Origin of the sequence: Burkholderia sp. Bp8992, assembly GCF_003853705.1 — a bacterium.
In the GTDB taxonomy this organism is placed as follows: Bacteria; Pseudomonadota; Gammaproteobacteria; order Burkholderiales; family Burkholderiaceae; genus Burkholderia.
Genome location: NZ_QTQI01000017.1, coordinates 50,392 through 71,750, shown reverse-complemented (window position 1 = coordinate 71,750; position 21,359 = coordinate 50,392). Strand labels below are relative to the sequence as shown.

Annotated in this window: 20 protein-coding genes; 7 read left to right on the top strand and 13 right to left on the bottom strand. The window is 66.6% G+C overall.

Annotation, left to right across the window (positions count from 1 at the left end; genetic code table 11):
- Positions 1–44 precede the first annotated feature (44 nt).
- From DIE03_RS23755 to DIE03_RS23745, 3 genes are all read right to left on the bottom strand, one after another.
- Complete coding sequence (locus tag DIE03_RS23755; protein WP_124454606.1) at positions 45–800, bottom strand: ABC transporter ATP-binding protein; 756 nt, start codon at positions 798–800, stop codon at positions 45–47.
- Positions 797–1,576 (bottom strand): ABC transporter ATP-binding protein, encoded by a 780-nt coding sequence (locus tag DIE03_RS23750; protein ID WP_006477266.1) that lies wholly within the window; start codon positions 1,574–1,576, stop codon positions 797–799. Before DIE03_RS23750 ends, DIE03_RS23755 begins: the two co-directional genes overlap by 4 nt.
- A gap of 437 nt (positions 1,577–2,013) precedes the next feature.
- The gene (locus DIE03_RS23745) at positions 2,014–3,699 is read right to left on the bottom strand and encodes a GMC family oxidoreductase (RefSeq protein ID WP_124454605.1); all 1,686 of its coding nucleotides are present in this window, start codon (positions 3,697–3,699) and stop codon (positions 2,014–2,016) included.
- Between the two features lie 187 nt (positions 3,700–3,886).
- Between DIE03_RS23745 and DIE03_RS23740 the strand changes: the two genes are divergently transcribed.
- Positions 3,887–4,786 carry a LysR family transcriptional regulator gene (locus tag DIE03_RS23740; protein WP_124454603.1) on the top strand — a complete coding sequence of 300 codons (900 nt, stop codon included), beginning with the start codon at positions 3,887–3,889 and terminating at the stop codon, positions 4,784–4,786.
- A 118-nt stretch (positions 4,787–4,904) separates the two neighbouring features.
- Positions 4,905–5,438 carry a class IV adenylate cyclase gene (locus DIE03_RS23735; RefSeq protein WP_124454601.1) on the top strand — a complete coding sequence of 178 codons (534 nt, stop codon included), beginning with the start codon at positions 4,905–4,907 and terminating at the stop codon, positions 5,436–5,438.
- Between the two features lie 54 nt (positions 5,439–5,492).
- Here the strand turns inward: DIE03_RS23735 and DIE03_RS23730 are convergent, their stop codons facing one another.
- Positions 5,493–5,978 (bottom strand): Lrp/AsnC family transcriptional regulator, encoded by a 486-nt coding sequence (locus DIE03_RS23730; RefSeq protein ID WP_006408082.1) that lies wholly within the window; start codon positions 5,976–5,978, stop codon positions 5,493–5,495.
- Positions 5,979–6,084: 106 nt separating this feature from the next.
- On the opposite strand from DIE03_RS23730, the gene phhA reads away from it, so the two are divergent.
- Both phhA and DIE03_RS23720 read left to right on the top strand, forming a co-directional pair.
- Complete coding sequence (gene phhA / locus DIE03_RS23725; protein ID WP_124454599.1) at positions 6,085–7,011, top strand: phenylalanine 4-monooxygenase; 927 nt, start codon at positions 6,085–6,087, stop codon at positions 7,009–7,011.
- Between the two features lie 61 nt (positions 7,012–7,072).
- Positions 7,073–7,447, top strand: coding sequence for a 4a-hydroxytetrahydrobiopterin dehydratase (locus tag DIE03_RS23720; protein WP_124454597.1), 375 nt, complete (start codon positions 7,073–7,075; stop codon positions 7,445–7,447).
- Positions 7,448–7,539: 92 nt separating this feature from the next.
- On the opposite strand, the gene DIE03_RS23715 is transcribed toward DIE03_RS23720, so the two are convergent.
- Positions 7,540–7,770, bottom strand: coding sequence for a DUF3717 domain-containing protein (locus DIE03_RS23715; protein ID WP_006401493.1), 231 nt, complete (start codon positions 7,768–7,770; stop codon positions 7,540–7,542).
- A gap of 122 nt (positions 7,771–7,892) precedes the next feature.
- On the opposite strand from DIE03_RS23715, the gene DIE03_RS23710 reads away from it, so the two are divergent.
- Entirely contained in the window at positions 7,893–8,585 is a 693-nt protein-coding gene (locus DIE03_RS23710; protein ID WP_006401494.1) for a response regulator transcription factor, read from the top strand.
- A gap of 120 nt (positions 8,586–8,705) precedes the next feature.
- The gene (locus DIE03_RS23705) at positions 8,706–10,190 is read left to right on the top strand and encodes a sensor histidine kinase (RefSeq protein WP_124454595.1); all 1,485 of its coding nucleotides are present in this window, start codon (positions 8,706–8,708) and stop codon (positions 10,188–10,190) included.
- Positions 10,191–10,323: 133 nt separating this feature from the next.
- Here the strand turns inward: DIE03_RS23705 and DIE03_RS23700 are convergent, their stop codons facing one another.
- The 7 genes from DIE03_RS23700 to mnmC all read right to left on the bottom strand — a co-directional run bounded on the left by DIE03_RS23700 (position 10,324) and on the right by mnmC (position 19,192).
- The gene (locus tag DIE03_RS23700) at positions 10,324–10,854 is read right to left on the bottom strand and encodes an SET domain-containing protein (protein WP_124454593.1); all 531 of its coding nucleotides are present in this window, start codon (positions 10,852–10,854) and stop codon (positions 10,324–10,326) included.
- Between the two features lie 178 nt (positions 10,855–11,032).
- Positions 11,033–12,145 (bottom strand): NADH:flavin oxidoreductase/NADH oxidase, encoded by a 1,113-nt coding sequence (locus tag DIE03_RS23695; RefSeq protein ID WP_124454591.1) that lies wholly within the window; start codon positions 12,143–12,145, stop codon positions 11,033–11,035.
- A gap of 213 nt (positions 12,146–12,358) precedes the next feature.
- Positions 12,359–13,069 (bottom strand): glutamine amidotransferase, encoded by a 711-nt coding sequence (locus DIE03_RS23690; protein WP_124454589.1) that lies wholly within the window; start codon positions 13,067–13,069, stop codon positions 12,359–12,361.
- 28 nt (positions 13,070–13,097) lie between these two features.
- Complete coding sequence (locus tag DIE03_RS23685; RefSeq protein WP_124454588.1) at positions 13,098–13,736, bottom strand: MarR family winged helix-turn-helix transcriptional regulator; 639 nt, start codon at positions 13,734–13,736, stop codon at positions 13,098–13,100.
- A 507-nt stretch (positions 13,737–14,243) separates the two neighbouring features.
- On the bottom strand, positions 14,244–15,359 hold the full coding sequence (locus tag DIE03_RS23675; RefSeq protein WP_006490006.1) for a YbdK family carboxylate-amine ligase: 1,116 nt from the start codon (positions 15,357–15,359) through the stop codon (positions 14,244–14,246).
- A 14-nt stretch (positions 15,360–15,373) separates the two neighbouring features.
- Positions 15,374–16,588: a cation:proton antiporter gene (locus DIE03_RS23670; protein ID WP_124454584.1), complete on the bottom strand. Its 1,215-nt coding sequence runs from the start codon at positions 16,586–16,588 to the stop codon at positions 15,374–15,376.
- Positions 16,589–17,260: 672 nt separating this feature from the next.
- Positions 17,261–19,192, bottom strand: coding sequence for a bifunctional tRNA (5-methylaminomethyl-2-thiouridine)(34)-methyltransferase MnmD/FAD-dependent 5-carboxymethylaminomethyl-2-thiouridine(34) oxidoreductase MnmC (gene mnmC, locus DIE03_RS23655; protein ID WP_124454582.1), 1,932 nt, complete (start codon positions 19,190–19,192; stop codon positions 17,261–17,263).
- A gap of 388 nt (positions 19,193–19,580) precedes the next feature.
- Here mnmC and DIE03_RS23650 point away from each other — a divergent pair, with 388 nt between their 5' ends.
- The gene (locus DIE03_RS23650; RefSeq protein WP_006401505.1) at positions 19,581–19,859 is read left to right on the top strand and encodes an HU family DNA-binding protein; all 279 of its coding nucleotides are present in this window, start codon (positions 19,581–19,583) and stop codon (positions 19,857–19,859) included.
- A gap of 129 nt (positions 19,860–19,988) precedes the next feature.
- On the opposite strand, the gene DIE03_RS23645 is transcribed toward DIE03_RS23650, so the two are convergent.
- The gene (locus DIE03_RS23645; protein WP_124454579.1) at positions 19,989–21,302 is read right to left on the bottom strand and encodes a GTP-binding protein; all 1,314 of its coding nucleotides are present in this window, start codon (positions 21,300–21,302) and stop codon (positions 19,989–19,991) included.
- Positions 21,303–21,359 lie beyond the last annotated feature (57 nt).

The following is a 21,359-nucleotide window of genomic DNA, read 5'->3' as shown; positions in this document are numbered from 1 at the left end:
GTTCGAGGGCCGCCACGGCTAGCGGCCAGGCAAACGGGGCGGCGTCACACCCCGAGCAGGTCGTGCAGGGTCGGCATCTTGCTTTCCAGTTCGGCCGCCTGGAAATGCTCGACGATGCTGCCGTGCTCCATCACGTAGAAGCGGTCGGCGAGCGGCGCGGCGAAGCGGAAATTCTGTTCGACCATCACGATCGTGTAGCCGCGCGCCTTCAGCGCGACGATCATCCGTGCGAGCGCCTGCACGATCACCGGTGCGAGGCCTTCGGAAATCTCGTCGAGCAGCAGCAGGTTCGCACCGGTGCGCAGGATCCGCGCGACCGCGAGCATCTGCTGCTCGCCGCCGGACAGCCGCGTGCCCTGGCTCTGTCGGCGCGACGCGAGGTTCGGGAACATCGCGTAGATCTCGTCGAGCGACATCGCGTGCTCGCGCGGCCCGATCAGCGGCGGCAGCATCAGGTTCTCCTCGCACGACAGGCTCGAGAAGATCCCGCGCTCCTCCGGGCAGTAACCGATGCCGAAATGCGCGATGCGGTGCGTCGCGAGGCCGATCGTCTCGTTGCCCGCGACCTTGATCGACCCGCTGCGGCGGCCCGTGAGGCCCATGATCGCGCGCAGCGTCGTCGTGCGGCCCGCGCCGTTGCGGCCGAGCAGCGTGACGACCTCGCCGCGATGCACCGTCAGGTCGACACCGTGCAATATGTGGGATTCCCCGTACCAGGCCTCCAGGCCCGAAATCTCCAGCGCGGGCGTACCGCTCTCGACGCCGCTCAATTCGCGTTCCTCCCGTTCGCTGTGCTTCATGCGTGCGCCCCCGCGAGCGCCGCGTCGGCACTGCCCATGTAGGCCTCGATGACGAGCGGATTCTTCGACACTTCCGCATACGAGCCTTCGGCCAGCACCTCGCCGCGTTGCAGGACGGTGATCGTGTCGGAGATGCCCGCGATCACGTTCATGTTGTGCTCCACCATCAGGATCGTGCGGCCGCTCGCGACCTTCTTGATCAGCGCGGTCACGCGGTCGACGTCCTCGTGGCCCATCCCCTGCGTGGGCTCGTCGAGCAGCATCAGTTCGGGCTCCATCGCGAGCGTCGTCGCGATCTCGAGCGCGCGCTTGCGGCCGTACGCGAGCTCGACGGTCGGCACGTGCGCGAAATCGGTGAGGCCGACCTGCGTGAGCAGATCCATCGCGCGATCGTCGAGCCGTTTCAGCGTGCGTTCGCTGCGCCAGAAGTGGAATTCGGTGCCGAGCGCGCGCTGCAGGCCGATGCGCACGTTCTGCAGCGCGGTCAGGTGCGGGAACACGGCCGAGATCTGGAACGAGCGGATGATGCCGCGCCGCGCGACCTGCGCGGGGCGCTCGTCGGTGATGTCGATGCCGTTGAAGACGATCTGGCCGGCCGTCGGCGTCAGGAACTTGGTGAGGAGGTTGAAGCAGGTGGTCTTGCCCGCGCCGTTCGGCCCGATCAATGCGTGGATCGCGCCGCGCCGCACACGCAGGTTCACGCCGTTCACGGCGGTGAAGCCCCTGAATTCTTTTGTCAGTCCGCGTGTTTCCAGAATCGTGTCGCCGAGAATCATGTTCCCTTCCGTACGAAGTCAGGCGAAGCACCGGGATGCCTGGCGCAAGCGGCCGCGAACAGGTCAGCGGATCAGCGGGCTGCCCCCGGGCGCCGTGGTACGCCTCGAGGGTTGGTCTCCCGCGCCGACGCGTATGCACATTGCGCAACATTGTCGCGCCGTTGGTGCAGTGCAATCATCGGGATTTGCACTTAGAGGGCTGGTGCCCAGTCGCGCGCGGCTGTGCGCGATTTTTCGCCATGCTTTTTTGACACGTGCATCATCGCGCGTTGACCTGCCGCCATGCCCGGCACGCACGTAATGAAAAGAAAAAAGCCGCGCGACTGCGCGGCTCGCATGAATCGTGCCGTTCGGGCAACCGCAACGGCAGCTTGTTTCGCATAGCGAATCAGCGGGCGCGTTCATGACGGCCCGCTGTCGCGCGTGTCAGCGTGCCGTCACGCGGCCGTCACCGCGGGCTCGGTTCGCACCGGCGTCGCTTCACGCGCCGCGCGGCGATCGGCGCGGATCATGTCGCTCGCACGCTCGGCAATCATCAGCGTCGGCGAATTGGTGTTGCCCGACGTGATGAACGGCATCACCGACGCATCGACGATCCGCAGCCCGGCGATGCCGCGCACGCGCAGCCGGCTGTCGACCACCGCGCGCTCGTCGTCGGCCCGCCCCATCCGGCACGTGCCGACCGGGTGGAAGATTGTCGTGCCGACGGCGCCGGCCGCCTCGATCAGCTCGGCTTCGCTTCGATATTGCGTGCCCGGCAGGATTTCCGCGGGACGATAGCGCGCGAGCGCCGGCGCGGACGCGATCCGGCGCGTCAGGCGCAGCGCGTTCGCGGCGACCTGACGATCGTGATCGGTCGACAGATAGTTCGGTGCGATCGCCGGTGCGACGCCAGGATCGGCGCTCGTGACGTGCACGCTGCCGCGCGACGTCGGCCGCAGATGGCAGACCGACGCCGTGAACGCGTTGAAACTGTGCAGCGGCTCGCCGAAGCGTTCGAGCGACAGCGGTTGAACGTGATATTCGAGGTCGGGGCGCGTGAGCGCGGGATCGTCCGGATCGGATTTCGCGAATGCGCCGAGCTGCGACGGCGCCATCGACATCGGCCCCCGCTGCAGCAATGCATATTCCGCGCCGATCATCAGCTTGCCCCACCAGTGCGCGGACAGCGTGTTGAGCGTGCGCACGCCTTCGACGCGAAACGCCATCCGCAACTGCAGGTGATCCTGCAGGTTTTCGCCGACGCCCGGCAGATCCTGCACGACGTCGATGCCGAGTGCCTGCAGCCGCCGGCCGTCGCCGATACCCGACAGTTCGAGCAGCTGCGGCGAATTCACCGCGCCGGACGTCAGCAACACTTCCGAGCGCGCCCGCGCGACGTAATCGGTGCCGCCGCCGTGATACTCGACGCCGACCGCGCGCCGCCCGTCGAAGATCACGCGCTGCACGTGCGCGCCGGTGATCACGGTCAGGTTCGGCCGCGCCATCGCGGGCCGCAGGAATGCCTTCGACGTATTCCAGCGCACGCCGCGCTTCTGGTTCACCTCGAAATAGCCGACCCCGGTATTGTCGCCGCGGTTGAAATCGTCGGTGGCGGGGATGCCCGTCTGCTGCGCGGCCTGCGCGAACGATTCGAGGATCTCCCAGCGCAGCCGCTGCTTCTCGACACGCCAGTAGCCGCCCGCGCCGTGCGCGTCGCTCGCGCCCGCATGGTGATCCTCGCTGCGCTTGAAGATTGGCAGCACGCTGTCCCACGACCAGCCGGCGTCGCCGGTGGCTTCCGCCCAGCTGTCGTAGTCCTCGCGCTGGCCGCGCATGTAGATCATCCCGTTGATCGACGAGCAGCCGCCGAGCACGCGGCCGCGCGGATACGACAGCGCGCGCCCGTTGAGCGCCGCTTCGGGTTGCGTCTTGTACAGCCAGTCGGTGCGCGGGTTGCCGATGCAATACAGATAGCCGACCGGAATATGGATCCAGTGATAGTCGTCCTTGCCGCCTGCCTCGAGCAGCAGGACGTGGATGTCGGGATCCTCGGTCAGGCGGTTCGCGAGCACGCAGCCCGCGGTGCCCGCGCCGACGATCACGTAATCGAATTCGCCTTCGAGCGTACGTGGAGTACTCACGGCGTGTCCCCTTCTTCCTTGTTGTGCGCCGCGCGGCGCGATGCCGCGCGCATTTTCAGCATAGTGCGTCGCGGGCCGCGCTGGCGGGCCGCGCGCGCCACGACCCGAGGAAGCGTACTCCCGCCGCCGGCCGCCGATCCAATGAGTTATGCTGAACTGCGTTATAAGCCGCGCTCATATCACGACGATGGATCTCACCCTGCTCCGTGCCTTCGCGACGGTCGCGCGCGAAGGCAACCTGACGCGCGCCGCCGCGCAGCTGCACCTGACGCAGCCGGCCGTCAGCCTGCAGATCAAGCATCTGCAGGAAACGCTCGGTGTCACGCTGTTCACGCGCACGTCGCGCGGGCTCGCGCTCACGCGCGACGGCCAGACGCTGTTGCCGCACGCGGAACGCGCGCTTGCCGCGGCCGCCGACGTGCAGCGCGCCGCTGCTGCGCTGCGGCACGAGGTGCGCGGCCGGCTGCGGATCGGCACGATCCTCGATCCGGGCTTCCTGCGGCTCGGCGGCTTCCTGCGCGCGCTGGTCGAGACCCATCCGCAGATCGAGACGGCGCTGCGGCACGGGATGTCGGGCTGGGTGATCGAACAGGTGCGCGCACGCGCGCTCGACGTCGGCTACTACATCGGCCGGCCGGGCGAGGACGATCCGCTCGACGGCGCGCTGTTCCACACCGTCACGCTCACGCGCTTCGAATACCGCGTGCTTGCGCCGGCCGGCTGGAAGGAGCGCGTGCAGCGCGCGCACGACTGGCGCGCGCTCGCCGCGCTGCCGTGGATCTGGACGCCGCCGGCGTCCGCGCACCACCGGCTGCTGTCGCGACGCTTTGCCGACGCCGGCGCCCAGCCCGTGAAGGTCGCCGAGGTCGACCAGGAGCAGTCGATGCTCGACCTCGTCAAATCGGGGATCGGGTTGACGCTCGCGCGCGACTCGACCGCGCTCGCCGAAGCGCACGCACATGCGCTGACGATCGTCGAGCGCGTGACGGTGCCGACCGAACTGACGTTCGTGACGCTCGCCGAGCGGCGCGACGAGCCGGCGATCGCGGCCGCGCTGCGGCTGATCGATGCGCAGTGGGCGATATGAGCGGCGCTGATGATGCGGCGGCCCGGTCCGTGCGCGTCATCCCGTCACGCCACCGTCTCCGCGTTTTTGCTAGATTGTGCGTTCGCACACCGCGAGACCCCGATTGAAGGAGACCCGCATGGCCCGCAACATCGAGATCAAAGCCCGCGCCCGCGAATTCGACCGGCTGCGCGAACAGGCTGCCAAGCTCGCGACCGAAGCGCCGCTGTTCTACCGCCAGCAGGATTTCTTCTACGACGTGCCGCGCGGCCGGCTGAAGCTGCGCCGCTTCGAGGACGGCACGCCGGCCGAACTGATCTTCTATCAGCGCGACGACCGCGACGGCCCGAAGGCGTCGTACTACACGCGCAGCCCGGTGACGAACCCCGACGCGATGCACTCGCTGCTCGCGACCGCGCTGACCACGCGCGGGATCGTGACGAAGGAACGCCACGTGTATCTCGCGGGCCGCACGCGCATCCACCTCGACCGCGTCGACGGCCTCGGCGATTTCATCGAGCTGGAAGTCGTGCTCGGCCCGGACGACGACGAGGCCGGCGGCGAAGCCGAAGCGCACGACGTGTTCGCGAAGCTCGGCGTGGCGCAGGACGATCTCGTCGCGGTCGCATACGTCGACCTGCTGAACGCCGGCACGCAGCACGAAGCTGCCTGATCCGGCCCCACGACGGACGGTGCAGCACGCACCGCCTTCAACCCCGCCGCGGCGTCACGCGGCGCCCGGCGCCAGGTGCGCGAGCGGCAGCGCACCGTTGCGCTTGAAGGTCGTCAGCACGATGTTCGAGCGCACGCTGTCGACGCCCGGCACGCGCATCAGCTTCTTCATCACGAACTGCGACAGCGCGTTCAGGTCCGGCGCGACGATCCGCAGCAGGTAGTCGGCATCGCCCACCACCGCATGGCATTCGAGCACTTCGGGCAGCACGTCGATCTGCTGCTGGAACTGCTCGATGATCGAATCGCCGTGATGCTTGAGCTTCAGGCTGGTGAACGCGGTGACGCCGAGCCCCAGCTTCTCCGGGCGCAGCATCACGCGGTAGCCTTCGATCACGCCGGCCGCCTCGAGCCGCTGCAACCGCCGGCCGATCTGCGACGGCGACAGCGGCACCTCCTCGCCGAGCTGCTGATGCGTCGCGCGACCGAAGCGCTGCAGCACGTCCAGCAGCGCGAGATCGAAGTGATCGAGTTCCAGCATGAGCATTCTCCGCATTGATTCGTGATTTGATGCGCAATTATCGCATCATTCAAAGAATTAACGCCAACTATGCGCCCATTCCGCGCGCTACCCGCTCTACACTTGCATGCTTACCCACCACAGCGTGCAGAGCCTGATCATGTCCACCGTCGTCACCGCGAAACTGCAGGAGCAGTTCGACGCGGGCCTCGAAACCCGCGCAGATTTCACCATCGACCAGCCGCTGCAGCGCTACGGCCAGGTCGATCACGCGGTGTGGAGGCAGCTCTATGCACGCCAGTCGGTGCTGCTGCGCGGGCGTGCCTGCGACGCATTCGTCGCGGGGCTCGGCAAGATCGAGCTGCCGGCCGACCGCGTGCCGTCGTTCGCCGACGTGAACCGCCAGTTGAAGCCCGCGACCGGCTGGGAGATCGTCGCGGTGCCGGGCCTCGTGCCCGATCGCGTGTTCTTCGAGCATCTCGCGAACCGGCGTTTCCCGGTCACCTGGTGGATGCGCCGCCCCGACCAGCTCGACTACCTGCAGGAACCCGACTGCTTCCACGACCTGTTCGGCCACGTGCCGCTGCTGATCGACCGCGTGTTCGCCGACTACATGCAGGCGTACGGCCGCACCGCGCTCGCGGTCGCCGACGACGCAGCGGCGCTGGCGCGGCTCGCACGGCTCTACTGGTATACGGTGGAATTCGGGCTGATCCGCGATCCGCGCGGCACGAACGGGCTGTCGATCTACGGCGCCGGGATCGTGTCGAGCAAGGGCGAAAGCCTGTACAGCCTCGAAAGCACGGCGCCGAACCGGCTCGGTTTCGACCTCGAGCGCGTGATGCGCACGAAGTACCAGATCGACACGTTCCAGAAGACCTACTTCGTGATCGACGATTTCGCGCAGCTGTTCGCGCTCGCCGACGTCGACGGCCGTGCACTGGCCGACCGGCTCGCGGCGCTGCCCGAATTCGCGGCCGGCGCGGTGCTCGACACCGATCGCGTGCTGCACCGCGGCACGGGCGAAGGCTGGCCCGACGACGCCGACGCGTGACGTGCCGGTGCGCCGCGGCCGGCCGCCGGCCGCCCGTCGCCCTTTGCGCAACTATGAAACAATGAACGGTGCCTTCGCCGCGCGGCGCAGCCGTGCGCGGGTGCCGCTATCGAACGAGAGGTGCAAGATGATCCACAAGCTCACATCAGAAGAACGCAAGACGAAACTCGAGGGCCTGCCGCTCTGGACGGCCGTGCCGGGCCGCGACGCGATCCAGCGCAGCCTGCGCTTCGCCGATTTCAACGAAGCCTTCGGCTTCATGACGCGCGTCGCGATCAAGGCGCAGGAAATGAACCACCATCCGGAATGGTTCAACGTATACAACCGTGTCGACGTCACGCTGTCGACCCACGACGCCGATGGCCTGACCGAACGCGACATCGAACTCGCGCAGTTCATCGACCGTGCCGGCGCGCACGCGCAACCGGCCGCCTGACGCATTCCTCTACCGCCGCGCGTCTTTCGATGCGCGGCGCGTCAACTTTTCATTTCGATGAACGTTTTCTAGGATGTAGTCAGCGAAAGCCTTCAGCTTTCCAAGCCATCCTTAAGGCGCACGTAAGTCTCGTACGCTTTCCGCGCCTTGGGGTCCAAACCTTCCAGTTGCAGCGCGCTTTCGCGCTGTACAATCAGCAGCGCATACGGCTTGGAGAGCGCGCTGGCCTCTTCGCAGAGTTTGAGTTCGTCGCCGCTCGACGGCGAGCGGGCGCGCCAGAAATTGATCGCGGCTTCTAGGTCGTGGATCGAAATATCGGACATGATTGGATTTAATCGTTCGCTGGCCGCCATGCTTGATGTCAGGCGATGCGGCGCCCCTGTGGAAACGGCGTCGTGCTGTCCGCGTGCCTGAACCGCCAACCCATTGTACTTGAGCGAACTTCATGCGACTCCTTCTGATCGAAGACGACCGCCCCATCGCACGCGGTATCCAGAGCAGCCTCGAGCAGGCTGGCTTCACCGTCGACATGGTGCATGACGGCATCTTTGCCGAACAGGCGCTGGCACAAAACCGCCACGAACTCGTGATCCTCGACCTCGGCCTGCCGGGCATCGACGGGATGACGCTGCTCACGCGTTTCCGCCAGACCAACCGCCATACGCCCGTGATCGTGCTGACCGCACGCGACGAGCTGAACGACCGGATCCAGGGCCTGAACTCGGGCGCCGACGACTACATGCTCAAGCCGTTCGAGCCGGCCGAGCTCGAAGCCCGGATCCGCGCGGTGATGCGCCGCAGCGGCCCGCACAGCGACATGCCGCGTCCGGAAGTGTCGCTCGGCGGCGTCCGCCTGTCGGGCGTGGACCGCCGCATCTTCAACGACGACAAGCCGCTCGAATTGTCGCCGCGCGAATTCGCGGTGCTCGAAATGCTGCTGCTGCGTCACGGCCGCGTGGTCAGCAAGGCCCAGCTGCAGGATCACCTCACGCACTTCGGCGGCGATCTCGGCGACACCGCGATCGAAGTCTACGTGCACCGGGTGCGCAAGAAACTCGAGCAGTGCCGGGTCGAAATCGTCACGGTGCGCGGCTTCGGCTACCTGCTGCAGGAAATCCGCCAGACGGCGAGCGTCTGAGCGGCGCCGCGCGCCGGCCGGCTGCGTGCCGCCGGCGCGTGTGCGCCCCGCTCCGTTTCGCCGCCCGGCGTACGACCGCGCCGCTCCCCGTGAGCGGCGCTTATCCATTTGCCCGTCGAAATGTCTCCTGATCCGGCTGTGACCACCAGCCTGCGCCGTTCGCTGCTCCGGCGCCTCGCCGCCCCGCTGTCGATGCTCGCGCTGATGAGCGGCCTGATCGCCTACTGGCTCGCGTGGCAATACACGCAGCACGTGATCGACCGCTCGCTCGCCGATCTCGCCACCGCCATCTCCAAACAGATCCAGATCGCCGGCCCCGACGCGCAGTTCACGGTGCCGCCGCTCGCGCAGGCGATGTTCTCCGATCCGGCCGAAGCGCTGATCTACCGGATCAGCGACGGCGAGGAGGAACTCGCCGGCGATCCGAAGCTGCCGCTGCAGGGCATCAACGTGCGCCGCATGCATCACGCGTACGTGTTCGAGGCCGAATACGACAATCGCGCGGTGCGCGTCGCGCAGGTGCGTGTCGACAACGTCGAGGGCGGCAAGCCGATGGTCGTCGAGGTCGCGCAGCCGGTGCGGCACCGCTACCGGATCGCGGCCGAATTCCTCGTCGCGATCATGATGCCGTTGCTGCTGCTGCTGCTCGCGGGCTGGGGCATCGTGTGGCGCGTCGTGAACCAGCAGCTCGGCCCGCTCACGCATCTCGCCGATTCGCTGAACCGGCAAACCCACACGTCGCTGGAACCGGTCGACGAAACCGAGGTGCCGCTGGAGATCCGGCCGCTGACGAGCGCGATGAACGCGCTGCTCGGCCGCCTGAAGACCGCGCTCGACGCGCAGCGCAAGTTCATCGCCGATGCCGCCCACCAGCTGCGCACGCCGCTCACCGCGGTGAAGCTGCACGCGGAGCAGGCTGCCGTCGCGCGCGACCCGCACCAGACCTTCGCCGCGGTGCGCGAACTGCGCGCGGCGGCCGACCGCGCGGTGCGGCTGTCCAACCAGTTGCTGTCGCTTGCCCGGGCGGAACCGGGCGAGCAGGCCGCACGCTTCGTCGACGTCGACCTCGCGGCGATGGCGTTCGAGACCGGTGCCGAATGGGTGCCGCGCGCGCTTGCGTCGCATGTCGACCTCGGCTTCCAGCGCACCGACGGCGCGGACGACGACGAAAAGCTGACCGTGCGCGGCAACCCCGTGCTGCTGCGCGAGGTGATCGCGAACCTGCTCGACAATGCGCTGAAATACGTGCCGCTCGCGCGGCCGGACGGTGCGCGGATCACGGTGAACGTCGCGCGCGGCGCGCTCGAGGACGGCCAGCCGGCCGCCGAGATCGTCGTGGAAGACAACGGCCCCGGCGTGCCCGCGAACCAGCAGGCCGACCTGTTCAAGCGCTTCTTCCGCGGCGACGCGCAAAGCGGCAACGGCGTCGAGACGGGTGCCGGGCTGGGCCTGGCGATCGTGCACGACATCATCGCGATGCACGGCGGCACCGTGTCGTACGAGGATGCGTCGGAGGGTGGTTCGCGCTTCGTGGTGAGGGTGCCGCTCGTCGCGCCTGCGGAGAAGCCGGCAAGCGAAACGCCGGCTGCGGCCTCGACGCACTGAGCTCGAGCTGAATGGTTCGCGGTGAACGACCGCCGGACCACCCGCCAGGTGCGGGAAACAGCAAGGACGGCGGCGATGCGGCAACCGTCCGCCCCAAACGACAGCGGCGGCGCATGGTGCGCCGCCGCCTGTCTTACTTCTTGCTCTTCTTGTCCTTCGACCTGGACTCGGACTTGCCGTCCTTCTTGTCCTTCTTCTTTTTCTTCTTCCCGCCTTCGTCCGACGTCGCGAGCAGCGTGCCGCGGCACGACGGCGCGCCGCAATGGCACGCGTATTCCCGCTTGAGCGTCTTCGTCAGCTTCGCGTCGATCACGAGGCCGTAGTCGTAGAACAGCTCCTCTTCCGGCCCGATGTCGCGCAGCGCATGGATGAACACGCGGCCTTTGACTTCCTCGGCTTCGCAGTTCGGCGCGCACGAGTGGTTGATCCAGCGCGCGCTGTTGCCGTCGATCTTGCCGTCGATCACGCCGCCTTCGTCGAGTGCGAAGTAGAACGTATGGTTCGGCTCGCTCGGGTCGTGCGGATGGCGGCGCAGCGCTTCCTTCCACGAGATCCGCTCGCCCTTGTATTCCACTACGCGCTCGCCGGCCTTGATCGGCGCCACGGCGAACACGCCCTTGCCGTGTACTCCCGAGCGGCGCACCGCGATCCTGCGTGAACTCATCGAACGAATCCTTGTGAAGACGACTTGAATGGAAGCGGCCGCGATCCCCGCCCGGCGTCGCGCCAAACGAAAACGCGGCACCGGTCGGTGCCGCGTCGGGCATGCGGCGAATCACCCGCATCCTACACGTTCACGATTGCTTCGTTCAACATCGCGCTCAATATTGCGCGCCGGATGCTCAACGCTGGCCGAAGGCGATGTCGCCGAACAACGCCTTGTGCTCGCGCGGCTGCGAACGCCAGTATTGCGGCGGCGCCGTCACCTGCGCGCCGAGCTCGGCCGCCGCATGCCACGGCCAGCGCGGGTCGTACAGCATCGCGCGCGCCATCGCGACGAAGTCGGCATCGCCTGCTTCGATCAGCCGGTTCGCATGCTCGGGCTCGTTGATCAGGCCGACCGCGATCGTCGGCATGCCGACCGCACGCTTCACGGCCTGCGCGAACGGCACCTGGTAGCCAGGCGACAACGGAATCTTCTGCAGCGGCGACACGCCGCCGGACGACACGTCGATCCAGTCGCAACCGCGCCGCTTCAGCTCGTGCGCGAACGCGATCGTATCGTCGAGCTCCCAGCCGCCTTCGACCCAGTCGGTCGCGGACACACGCACGCCGACCGGCCGGTCCTCCGGAAACGCCGCGCGCACGATCTCGAAGATCTCGAGCGGAAAGCGCATCCGGTTTTCGAGCGAGCCGCCGTATTCGTCGGTGCGCTGGTTCGCGAGCGGCGACAGGAACTGGTGCAGCAGATAGCCGTGCGCGGCATGCACTTCGAGCGCGTCGATGCCGAGCCGTGCGGCACGCTTCGCCGAGGCCGCGAATGCTTCGCGGATACGGGCCAGGCCCGCGGCATCGAGCGCAAGCGGCGGCGTCTCGCCGTCCTTGTGCGGCACGGCCGACGGCCCGTGCGGCAGCCAGCCGCCGTCGGCCACCGATACCAGTTGGCCGCCCTCCCACGGCACGGCGCTCGACGCCTTGCGCCCCGCATGCGACAGCTGCATCGCGATGCGGACCGGCGAATGCTTGCGGATCGCGGCCAGCACGGGCTTCAGCGCTTCTTCGGTCACGTCGTCCCAGAGGCCGAGGTCACCATGCGTGATGCGCCCGTCGGGTTCCACCGCGGTCGCCTCGATGCAGAGCAGCCCCGCACCCGACAGCGCGAGATGGCCGAGGTGAATCATGTGCCAGTCGGTCGCTTCACCGCGTTCGGCCGAGTACTGGCACATCGGGGAAATCACGATCCGGTTCGGAAGGGTCACGCCGCGCAGCGTGAACGGAGAAAACAGCGCAGTCATGGAAGCCGCTCGCCTGGAAAGGGAAAGAGCGGACGAGCGTAGCACGCAGGCTTGAAGCGTGCAGGCGGCGCAACCGGCCGTAAGCGGATGGTCAGGTGCGGCCGGCGGCAACGTGCCGACGATGCGGAACATGCGTGGCGTACAGCAGCGCGCCGGCCTGCAGCGGATGCAGGCCGGACTCAACCTTCGCAGCGGGCGGGGCCGCCCGCGGCGCTACACCCCGACGCCGTCGAGCCACTCCGCGAACATGCGTCGCGCGGCCGTTTCGAGCACGGGGCCGTGCTGCGCGGTATCGGCACGCAACTGGCGTGCGTCGATGCCGGGCATCGCCGCGATTTCGCCGGCGTTCGCGATCAGCCAGGGTTCGAAGCGGTCGGTGCGGATTTCCGGATGGCATTGCAGCGCCAGCACGTGCTGCCCCCACGCGAACGCCTGGTGGCGGCACGCCGGTGTCGACGCGAGATGGATCGCCCCGCCCGGCAAGTCGAACGTATCGCCGTGCCAGTGGAGCATCGACGTCAGCGCGCCGTCGAGATGACGCAGCGGCGACGCGCGGCCGGCATCGGTGAGCGCCAGCGGCGCCCAGCCGAGTTCATGCTGCGCGGCCGGATAGACGCGTGCACCGAGTGCCCGCGCGACGAACTGCGCGCCGAGGCAGATGCCGAGGATCGGCAACCCTGCGTCGATGCGCTGCCGGACGAGCGCCAGGAGCGGCGCAATCGTCGGATACTGCGCATCGTCGTACACGCTGATCGGCCCGCCGAGCACGACGAGCAGCGACGGCTCGAGCACGTCGAGCACCTCGACCCGCGACGATCCGACGTCGACATAGCGCACCCGCCTCCCCCGTTCGCCGAGCACCTGCTCGAAGCTTCCGAGATCCTCGAAATGCACATGGCGGATCGCCACGACTTCAGCGTTCATCATCGGCCTCCCGGTCGATCGACGGACGTCAGCCTGCGAAAATCTTCCAGGTCTTCTTCTGCGTCGCCGCGTCGGCTTCTTCCTGCACCGAGCAGTCGAGACGCAGATCGCTGTCCGTCATCGAGATGTCGAGCGCCGCGCAGTGATGCACGGTCTTCTTCGACAGCTTGCCCGGCTGGAAGTGGGCGCACGTCACGCACATGCGTTGCGGCGGCGTCGCGCCGGCCACCTGCAGCTCGCGCAGCGTCTTCAGCAGCGCGCGATACAGCGTGCCCTGCTCGTCCGCGCCGAGCTTGCCGACCGCCTTCGTCAGGAATTCAGGCCATTGCAGTGCCTTCTTCGCGGCCGTGCGGCCACGCGCCGACAGGCGCACGGCCAGTGCCCGGCCGTCGTCCAGCGCACGGCGCTTCTCGACGAGCCCCTTCGTCTCGAGCGTGCTGACCGCATCGCTCGTGGTGGCCGCGGTGAGCTGCGTCTCGCGCGCGATCTCGCCGAGCCGCATCGGGCCCTTGCGTTGCAGCAGCAGCACGAGAATCTCACCTTGCGTCGGCGTGAGGCCAGCGCCTTCCGCCCAATCCCATGCCTCGCTCCGCATGGCCGTGCTCAACCGCAGCAGGCTGTGGGTCACACGTCCCGCAGCCTGATTCCCGTAAACGCCTTCGCTCATAGTCTTTTCGCTTTGCCGCCGCCCGGGTTGCCGAGCGGCCGTAGTGTGGAGATCGAATGTCTATCTCAAAACAGACGCTCTCTCTCGAGTGCGTCAGCACGGCCGTCGCGAGGCACACGCGGCGGTCGCGTTCGCGGCGACCGGAGAGACACGCGTCGTTCCGGTGTCCGCAAAGCCGACATTCTAAGCGAGAGCGGAAAATCGCACAGCTAAGTTATCCCCTGCATTCTGTGGAAAATCGCTGGATAACTGAAATTTTTCGTTGTGCCTGCAATGCCGCGCGCCCGCCGAAGGGGGCGCGCCGGCATTTTCCTGTTCGGATCGGCCATCGGTCGAATGGCATCGATCCACCGGGTTATCCCGTGCACAGATCGTTGACTTTGCAGCGGAATATTGGGTTATCCACAGATTTTCAGGACGACTGGCAACGATTTCGGCCCGAAATGATGCCGGCCGTCATTCAGCGAATCGCGACGCGGTCGAGCCTGCAATCTGCAAAACATTTTTTCATTCACGCCAACGTAAGCACTGCTGCCGGACCGTCTCGTTCAGCGATTTTTCCTGTTTGAAAACGGTTCTCAACCACGATGCGTCGTTCACGCGCGCTTTCGCGAGTGCGCCGATCTCGTCGAGCGCCGCGCGCGAACCCAGCGCGGCCGCATGCGGCGCGATCCGGTCGAGCGTGTCGAGGATGTCTTCCGCGATCGTGCGGCGCTCACCCGTCTGAGGATTCACGCAGGTGCCCTCGAGCCCGAAACGGCACGCTTCGAAACGGTTGAACGTGTAGACGAGGTAGTCGTCCTCCGACAGCTTCAGCGGCCGGTCGGTCAGCAGGTAGCGCGCGAGCGTCTGGATGTAGCAGGCGATCGCCGCCGCGCGGTCGACCGACAGCGGCGTGTCCATCACGCGCACCTCGATCGTGCCGTAGCCGGGCTTCGGGCGGATGTCCCAGTAGAAGTCCTTCATCGAATTGACGACGCCCGTGTTCACCATCTTCGTGAAGTACTCCTCGAAGCTGTCCCAGGTCAGCACGAACGGCGCGCGGCCCGACAGCGGGAACGCGAACACCGAATTCAGGCGTGCCGAATGGAAGCCCGTGTCGACGTTCTGCACGAACGGCGACGACGCGGACAGCGCGATGAAGTGCGGAATGAAGCGCGACATCGAGTGCAGCAGGAACAGCGCGCTGTCGGGATCGGGGCAGCCGATGTGCACGTGCTGGCCGAACACCGTGAACTGTTTCGCGAGATAGCCGTACAGCTCGGAGATGTACTGGAAGCGCGGCGCATCGTAGATCTGCCGGTCGCTCCATTGCTGGAACGCATGCGTGCCGCCGCCGGCCAGCCCGACGTTCAGCTGGTCGGCCGCCTTCACGAGCACGTCGCGGATCGCATGCAGCTCGCTGACGGCCTGCTCGTGCGAATGGCAGATGCCGGTCGACAGCTCGATCATGCTCTCGGTGATTTCCGGCGTGATGTTGCCGGGGAAGGTCTCGCCCTGGATGAGGCGCATCAGGTCGGATGCAGCCTTGGTCAGGTCGTAGTTGTGCGTGTTGACGACCTGGATCTCCAGTTCGACGCCGAACGTGAACGGTTCGGAATTGACGAAGGTTTCGAGTGCCATGGCAGGTTCCGGAATCAGTTGCTGTCGCTGCGTTCGCCGACCGCCGACAGGCAGCGGTAGACGACGAACGGGCTGACGAGCTGCAGGATCACGATCGAACACATCACGATCGCGCGCAGGTGCGGGTCGAAATTCGGGTAGAGCTGGTACGTATCGTCGACGAGCAGGTACGACAGCGCGGACATCGGCGTGAGCGCGATGCCGAGCGCGATGCCCTGCTTCATCCCGAGGCCGCTCGGCTTCGCGAACGCGGCGACGCCGCCCAGCTTCGCGACGAGCCGCGTGACGATCAGCACGATCGCGAGCAGCCCGCCGAGCGCGATGTCGCCCCACGTGAACGACGTGAGCGTCAGCACGAACAGGATCACCGTCAGCAGCCAGCCGGCCGTGCCGAAATGCTCGGGCCACAGCTGCGGCCGCGCCTCGAGGTTCTTCACGATGATGCCGGCGAGCAGCAGCGTGAGCAGCGTCGACAGCTTCAATGCCTGTGCGACCGCGATCGCGAGCATCACGAGCCCGAACAGCGCGACGAACGAATGCTCGTCGCGCATTGTCGAGGTCATGTGGCGGAACAGGTAGTTGCACGAACGCGCGACGAGATACGCGACGATGAACGAACCGACGATCAGGTAGAGCGGCTGCAGGATCGTCGCGAAAACGTTGCCGTACGCTTCCTGGTGGAGCCAGCTCGTCACGAGCTTGGTCAGCACGATCGCGTACACGCTGTTGAGCGCGGTCAGCGTGATGAGGCGTTGCGACACCTGTCCTTCCGCGCGCAGTTCGGTCTTCAGCTGGATCACCATCGACGGCGACGTCGCGATCGCGATGGCCGACAGCACGAGCGCGACCATGCCCGACACGCCGAGCGCGAGCATCACGAACAGCACGAGCACGAACGTCAGCGTCGCCTCCGCGAGGCTCGATGCGATCAACCATGGATTGCGGCGAATCCATTTCAGGTCGAGACGGCTGCCGAGTTCGAACAGCAACAGGCCGAGCGCGACATTCATCAGCAGTCGCGACGTTTCGTCGGTGCTGGCATCGATCACGCCGAATCCGAACGACCCGGCGATGAGACCGATCACCGCATAACCGGTGATACGCGGCAGGCGCCATGCGCGATAGCACAGCTCGCCGCACAGGCCGGCCGCAAACAGCGCGAGCCCGGCCCAGAACACGGCATCCGGCGCAAGCGGCCAGTTGGGCAGGAATGAGAACGCCGACTTCATCGTGGTGACTTCTCCTTTGGAAGCAACCGCCAGCGACACGGGTTCAAGCGTCAGTAATGGATGCGCGCCGGCTGGGAATCGCCCCGAATGTGATTGTTGTGCTCGACGACGGCGGTACATGGGATCCGCCTGTTCCGCCACAGGGCGGAACGTCGTTCAGGTTGCCGATCTGGATTGTCGGCCTGGTGTGTGAACGGACTGCGCAGATCTCGATGATTCAGATTCGAAATCGTGCCGACCGTTCCATTGAAGCATGTCCGGCGCCTGGCCGAACGAACGCGAAGGAAACCGATTGTGCCACAGCTTTTTCGCTCTGGAACCGATTGAATCGACTCGCGGCGCTGTGCGGCACCACAGGTCTTTGGTTTCAAAGGTTTACTTGTATATATACGTAGTAGAAGTTAACAAAGGACGCACAGTTCTGTGGATAACTTCGGTTTACGCTGACGGATCAATGCCTTGGCGAAACCATAACCGGTTGCACAGGCTGTTCGTGCACAGACATTTGAGTTGAGCAACTTTCGGGCCGTTGCACAGCTGTGCCGAGTTGCCCAGTTTACGTCCACTGTGATTACACACGAAGTGCATGCGGATTCCGCGCAGTTATCCACAGTGTCGAGTGGATAACCTCGCACAGGAAAATCGGGAAACTGTGAGCGATTCGCGTGCCGGTCAGCCAGCGGAACCGGCGCGGCGCGCGCGCAGGGCACGGATCAGGAAGCGTGCGGGGTCGACGGCGTCGGCGAGTTCGCGCTCGAGCGGCCACGGCTCGCCTTCGAGTTGCGATGCGATCAGTTCGGCGCCGAGCGCCGCCCATACGAGGCCGCGCGAGCCGAAGCCGAATGCGCCGTAGAGGCCGGGCGTGCGCGGCAGGTCGCGCGCCTGCGCGCCGCCCAGCGCGCGCGCGTTCGCGAGGGCCTGCGCTTCGTCGGCAAGCGGACCGAATAGCGGCAGGCGATCGCCGACGACCCAGCGGAACGCGACGCGGCCGCGCAGTGTCGCGGGGTCCGGCAGGTCGCCGATCAGGCCCGGCAGCAGGTGTCGTACACGATCGAGATTCTCGACATGGCCGGCCGTGCGCATCGCGCGATCGACGTCGTCGGGTTCGAACGTGGCGCCGATCAGCAGCGTGCCGTCGTCGAGCGGCACCGCGTAACCGTCGCCGATCGTCGGGCACGGCAGCGGCGCCGTGGTGCCCGGCGGCAACAGCGTCAGCTGCCCGCGTACCGGTTGCAGCGCGACATGCCGCAACCCGGCGAGACGCGCGGCGTCGCCCGCGTTCGCGAGCACGACGACGGGCGCTTCGGCGAGCGTCGTGTCCGTATCGTCGAGTGCATGCCATGCATCGCCGCGCCGCTCGAGCCGCGCGACGCCGGTGGACGCAAGCAGGCGCACGCGCTCGCCGGCCGCCGCGTATTGCGCGGCGCACAGCGCGGCCGGCCAGACGGCGCCACCGTGCGGAAACAGCAGGCCGCCATGCGCGACCGGCAGGTTCAGGTGCGCACGTGCGGCGTCGGTATCGAGCAGCGTCACATAGTCGGGCGGTGCGCCGAACGCATCGAATGCGTCGCGCATCCGTGCGAAGTCGTCGGCCGATTCGGCGAGATGAATCATGCCGTGCGTGCTGCGCGCGAACGCATGCCCCGCGCGTTCGAGTGTGCGCCAGCGTGCGATCGCGTGCAGGAAGCCGCTGCGCGTGAGCCGGCTCGCGACGTTGTCGTCGCGTGTCATCAGCGGATGAAACACGCCGGCCGGATTGCCCGACGCTTCGCTTGCGATCCGTTCGTGCCGCTCGATCAGCGTGACGTCCCAGCCGCGCGCGGCCAGGCGTTCGACGACCGCGCAGCCGGCGAGGCCCGCACCGATCACGATCGCGCGACGCGTCGCGACAGGCAGTGCGCGCGGCGGCTCGTGCCGGCGCGAGCGCCAGCGCGGCGCATATTCGCCGACGAGCCGATCGTCGACTTCGCGATACGTGAAACCTGTTTCGCCGAGCGTGTGTTTTACGTCGTCGGAGGTTGCATGCGTCGCAAACGTCGCGTGTTCGCCGGCGAGTTTTGCGAGTGCACGGATCCCGTCGCCCGATGCCGCGGCGCCATCGAGAAAAAACGCATCGGCGCGCACGACGAGCTTCTTCAACATGTCGATCGCATCGCCGAACGCGAGCGTGAGCACCACGCGCCCTTCGTCGAATTCGAGCCGGTGCAGGCCCGGCACGAGCATCGGCCATGCGTTGATCAATGCATCGGCATCCGCTTTCGCCGAGATTGTTGTATCCGCAACCAGTTTTGAAACCGCGCGATGGAGGTCGTCGCGCGAGAACGGATGCGGTTCGACCGCGACGAAATGCAGTCGGTCGCAGCGCGCGGGATCGTCGCGCCATGCGGCCCAGGTCGCGAGGAAGCCGGCGCCCGCGCCGAATTCCGTCGCGACGATCGTGAACGTGCGGCGCTGCCGCCAGCGTGCCGGCAGCCCGTTTGCCGCGACGAACGCGTGATGCGCGAGCGTGCCTGATGCACTGCGATGGAGCTCGCCGAACTCGGGCGAGACGAGCGTGCCGTCGTCGCGAAGCGCGAGCGTGGCGGGTACAAGTCGGTCGGGCATGCGAAACAAAAAACGTGGCAGCCAAGCCTGGCAAGGGATTGCGCGGAGCCGTCCGACCGGCCGTTGGAAAAGGGCAACGGGGCGGCGCACGGTCGGACCGCGCTGCGTATCCTGTCCGGTTGGCGCAGGTCAAAAAACGGGCAATCGACGATTCATTCGGCGAAATACCGATGAAAATCTTTGAAACCCTTGTCGTTATTGGGTTTGCGCTGCGCTATCATAGCAACGCCGTACCGCGGGGTGGCCGCCGGCAAGCCGGAGGGCGCGTCGCGCGGGCCAGGATTCGGCGCTGTGCCGTCGGAGTCTGACTCTCGACGGCACGGTTCGCGCACGTATAATCGGCGCGTTCGCGCTGTTCGTGTCAACCTAACCTGATAAAGGAACCTTAATGAACAAACAGGAACTGATCGACGCCGTCGCCGCCCAAACGGGCGCCAGCAAGGCTCAAACCGGCGAAACGCTGGACACGCTGCTCGAAGTCATCAAGAAGGCCGTGTCGAAGGGTGATGCGGTTCAGCTGATCGGCTTCGGCAGCTTCGGTTCGGGCAAGCGCGCAGCACGTACGGGCCGCAACCCGAAGACGGGCGAAACCATCAAGATCCCGGCAGCCAAGACGGTCAAGTTCACGGCTGGCAAGGCGTTCAAGGACGCCGTCAACAAGCGTTAAACCAGCGCCTGTTCCAAGAAAAACCCGCCTTTCGGCGGGTTTTTTGTTGGGCGCGCGCGGCATTTTTGCCACAGTCCGCGCCGCTCTTGCAAAAGTTAACGGTTACTTTTACAAACCGTTACGACGCGCTCAAGGGTGCACGATCTGCGTGTCGCCGTGATCGTCGTCGTCGTGAGAATCGACGTCCCACGCCGGGAACGGATCGTCGAACGCCGCCCATTGCGCCGCGCCGAGTGCGAATTCCGCATCGGTCAGCAGGCACCCGTCGAGCTTCGCGCGCCATGCATCGGCGTCGAGTGCGATACCGATCAGCACGAGTTCCTGACGGCGATCGCCGACCGTGCGATCGTCGAGATCGCCAAGCCATTCGGCGCGGATTTCACCGAGCAGCTCGTCATCGTCCGGCCATTCCGCGCGGTCCTGCGCGGCCCACCAGAGACCGGCCGGACCGTGCCGGCACACGCCGCCCGCCTGCGACAGCGAACCCGCGATGTCGTTGCGCGTCGCGAGCCAGAAGAAGCCCTTGCTGCGCAGCACGCCCAGCCACTCCTGATGCAGCAGCGCCCAGAGCCGTGCCGGGTGAAACGGCCGGCGCGCGCGGTAAACAAAATTGCCGATGCCGAATTCGTCGGCTTCGCCATGCACGTGCGCATGATGTTCGTCATGGCAGTCGGGATCGTCGCAATGCGTGTGATCGTGATCGAGCGACGCGAGCCAGCCCGGTGCGTTCGCGGCTTCGTCGAAATCGAAGCGGCCGGTGTTCAGCACTTCATCGAGCGGCACGTTGCCGAACGTCGACACGACCTGGTGCGCACGCGGGTTGAGCCGCGCGAGGATGTGCTGCAGGCGTGCGAGATCGTCGGCGCTGACGAGGTCGGCCTTGTTGATCACCAGCACGTCGCAGAATTCGATCTGCTCGATCAGCAGCTCGACGAGCGTGCGGTCGTCGTCTTCCGACGCGGCGATGCCGCGCGTCGCGAGCGCGTCGTCGGAGCCGTAGTCGCGCAGGAAGTTGTACGCGTCGACCACGGTAACGAGCGTATCGAGCCGCGCGACGGTCGACAGCGACGTGCCGTCGTCGTCGACGAACGTGAACGTTTCGGCGATCGGCATCGGCTCCGCGATACCGGTCGATTCGATCATGATCGCGTCGAAACGGCCTTCGGATGCGAGGTTGCGGATCTCGACGAGCAGGTCGTCGCGCAGCGTGCAACAGATGCAGCCGTTCGACATCTCGACGAGGCGTTCCTCGACATGCGACAGCGCCTGCGCATCGCGCACGAGCGAGGCGTCGATGTTGACCGCCGCGAGATCGTTGACGATCACGGCGACTTTCAGGCCCGCGCGGTTCGCGAGGACGTGGTTGAGCAGCGTGGTCTTGCCGGCACCGAGGAAGCCGGACAGCACGGTGACGGGCAACGGCTGGGTCATTGCCGGATTCATGATGATATGCACCAACGGAGAAGATGAAAAAGCGGCCGCGGCGCCCTTCCGGGGCGC

What these genes read in the sequence shown, in the direction of transcription:
- DIE03_RS23755 (WP_124454606.1), bottom strand. Translation starts at nt 800, where the DNA reads ATGAAGCACAGCGAACGGGAGGAACGCGAATTGAGCGGCGTCGAGAGC.
- DIE03_RS23750 (WP_006477266.1), bottom strand. Translation starts at nt 1,576, where the DNA reads ATGATTCTCGGCGACACGATTCTGGAAACACGCGGACTGACAAAAGAA.
- DIE03_RS23740 (WP_124454603.1), top strand. Translation starts at nt 3,887, where the DNA reads ATGGATCTCACCCTGCTCCGTGCCTTCGCGACGGTCGCGCGCGAAGGC.
- DIE03_RS23735 (WP_124454601.1), top strand. Translation starts at nt 4,905, where the DNA reads ATGGCCCGCAACATCGAGATCAAAGCCCGCGCCCGCGAATTCGACCGG.
- DIE03_RS23730 (WP_006408082.1), bottom strand. Translation starts at nt 5,978, where the DNA reads ATGCTGGAACTCGATCACTTCGATCTCGCGCTGCTGGACGTGCTGCAG.
- phhA (WP_124454599.1), top strand. Translation starts at nt 6,085, where the DNA reads ATGCTTACCCACCACAGCGTGCAGAGCCTGATCATGTCCACCGTCGTC.
- DIE03_RS23720 (WP_124454597.1), top strand. Translation starts at nt 7,073, where the DNA reads ATGAACGGTGCCTTCGCCGCGCGGCGCAGCCGTGCGCGGGTGCCGCTA.
- DIE03_RS23715 (WP_006401493.1), bottom strand. Translation starts at nt 7,770, where the DNA reads ATGTCCGATATTTCGATCCACGACCTAGAAGCCGCGATCAATTTCTGG.
- DIE03_RS23710 (WP_006401494.1), top strand. Translation starts at nt 7,893, where the DNA reads ATGCGACTCCTTCTGATCGAAGACGACCGCCCCATCGCACGCGGTATC.
- DIE03_RS23705 (WP_124454595.1), top strand. Translation starts at nt 8,706, where the DNA reads ATGTCTCCTGATCCGGCTGTGACCACCAGCCTGCGCCGTTCGCTGCTC.
- DIE03_RS23700 (WP_124454593.1), bottom strand. Translation starts at nt 10,854, where the DNA reads ATGAGTTCACGCAGGATCGCGGTGCGCCGCTCGGGAGTACACGGCAAG.
- DIE03_RS23695 (WP_124454591.1), bottom strand. Translation starts at nt 12,145, where the DNA reads ATGACTGCGCTGTTTTCTCCGTTCACGCTGCGCGGCGTGACCCTTCCG.
- DIE03_RS23690 (WP_124454589.1), bottom strand. Translation starts at nt 13,069, where the DNA reads ATGAACGCTGAAGTCGTGGCGATCCGCCATGTGCATTTCGAGGATCTC.
- DIE03_RS23685 (WP_124454588.1), bottom strand. Translation starts at nt 13,736, where the DNA reads ATGAGCGAAGGCGTTTACGGGAATCAGGCTGCGGGACGTGTGACCCAC.
- DIE03_RS23675 (WP_006490006.1), bottom strand. Translation starts at nt 15,359, where the DNA reads ATGGCACTCGAAACCTTCGTCAATTCCGAACCGTTCACGTTCGGCGTC.
- DIE03_RS23670 (WP_124454584.1), bottom strand. Translation starts at nt 16,588, where the DNA reads ATGAAGTCGGCGTTCTCATTCCTGCCCAACTGGCCGCTTGCGCCGGAT.
- mnmC (WP_124454582.1), bottom strand. Translation starts at nt 19,192, where the DNA reads ATGCCCGACCGACTTGTACCCGCCACGCTCGCGCTTCGCGACGACGGC.
- DIE03_RS23650 (WP_006401505.1), top strand. Translation starts at nt 19,581, where the DNA reads ATGAACAAACAGGAACTGATCGACGCCGTCGCCGCCCAAACGGGCGCC.
- DIE03_RS23645 (WP_124454579.1), bottom strand. Translation starts at nt 21,302, where the DNA reads ATGAATCCGGCAATGACCCAGCCGTTGCCCGTCACCGTGCTGTCCGGC.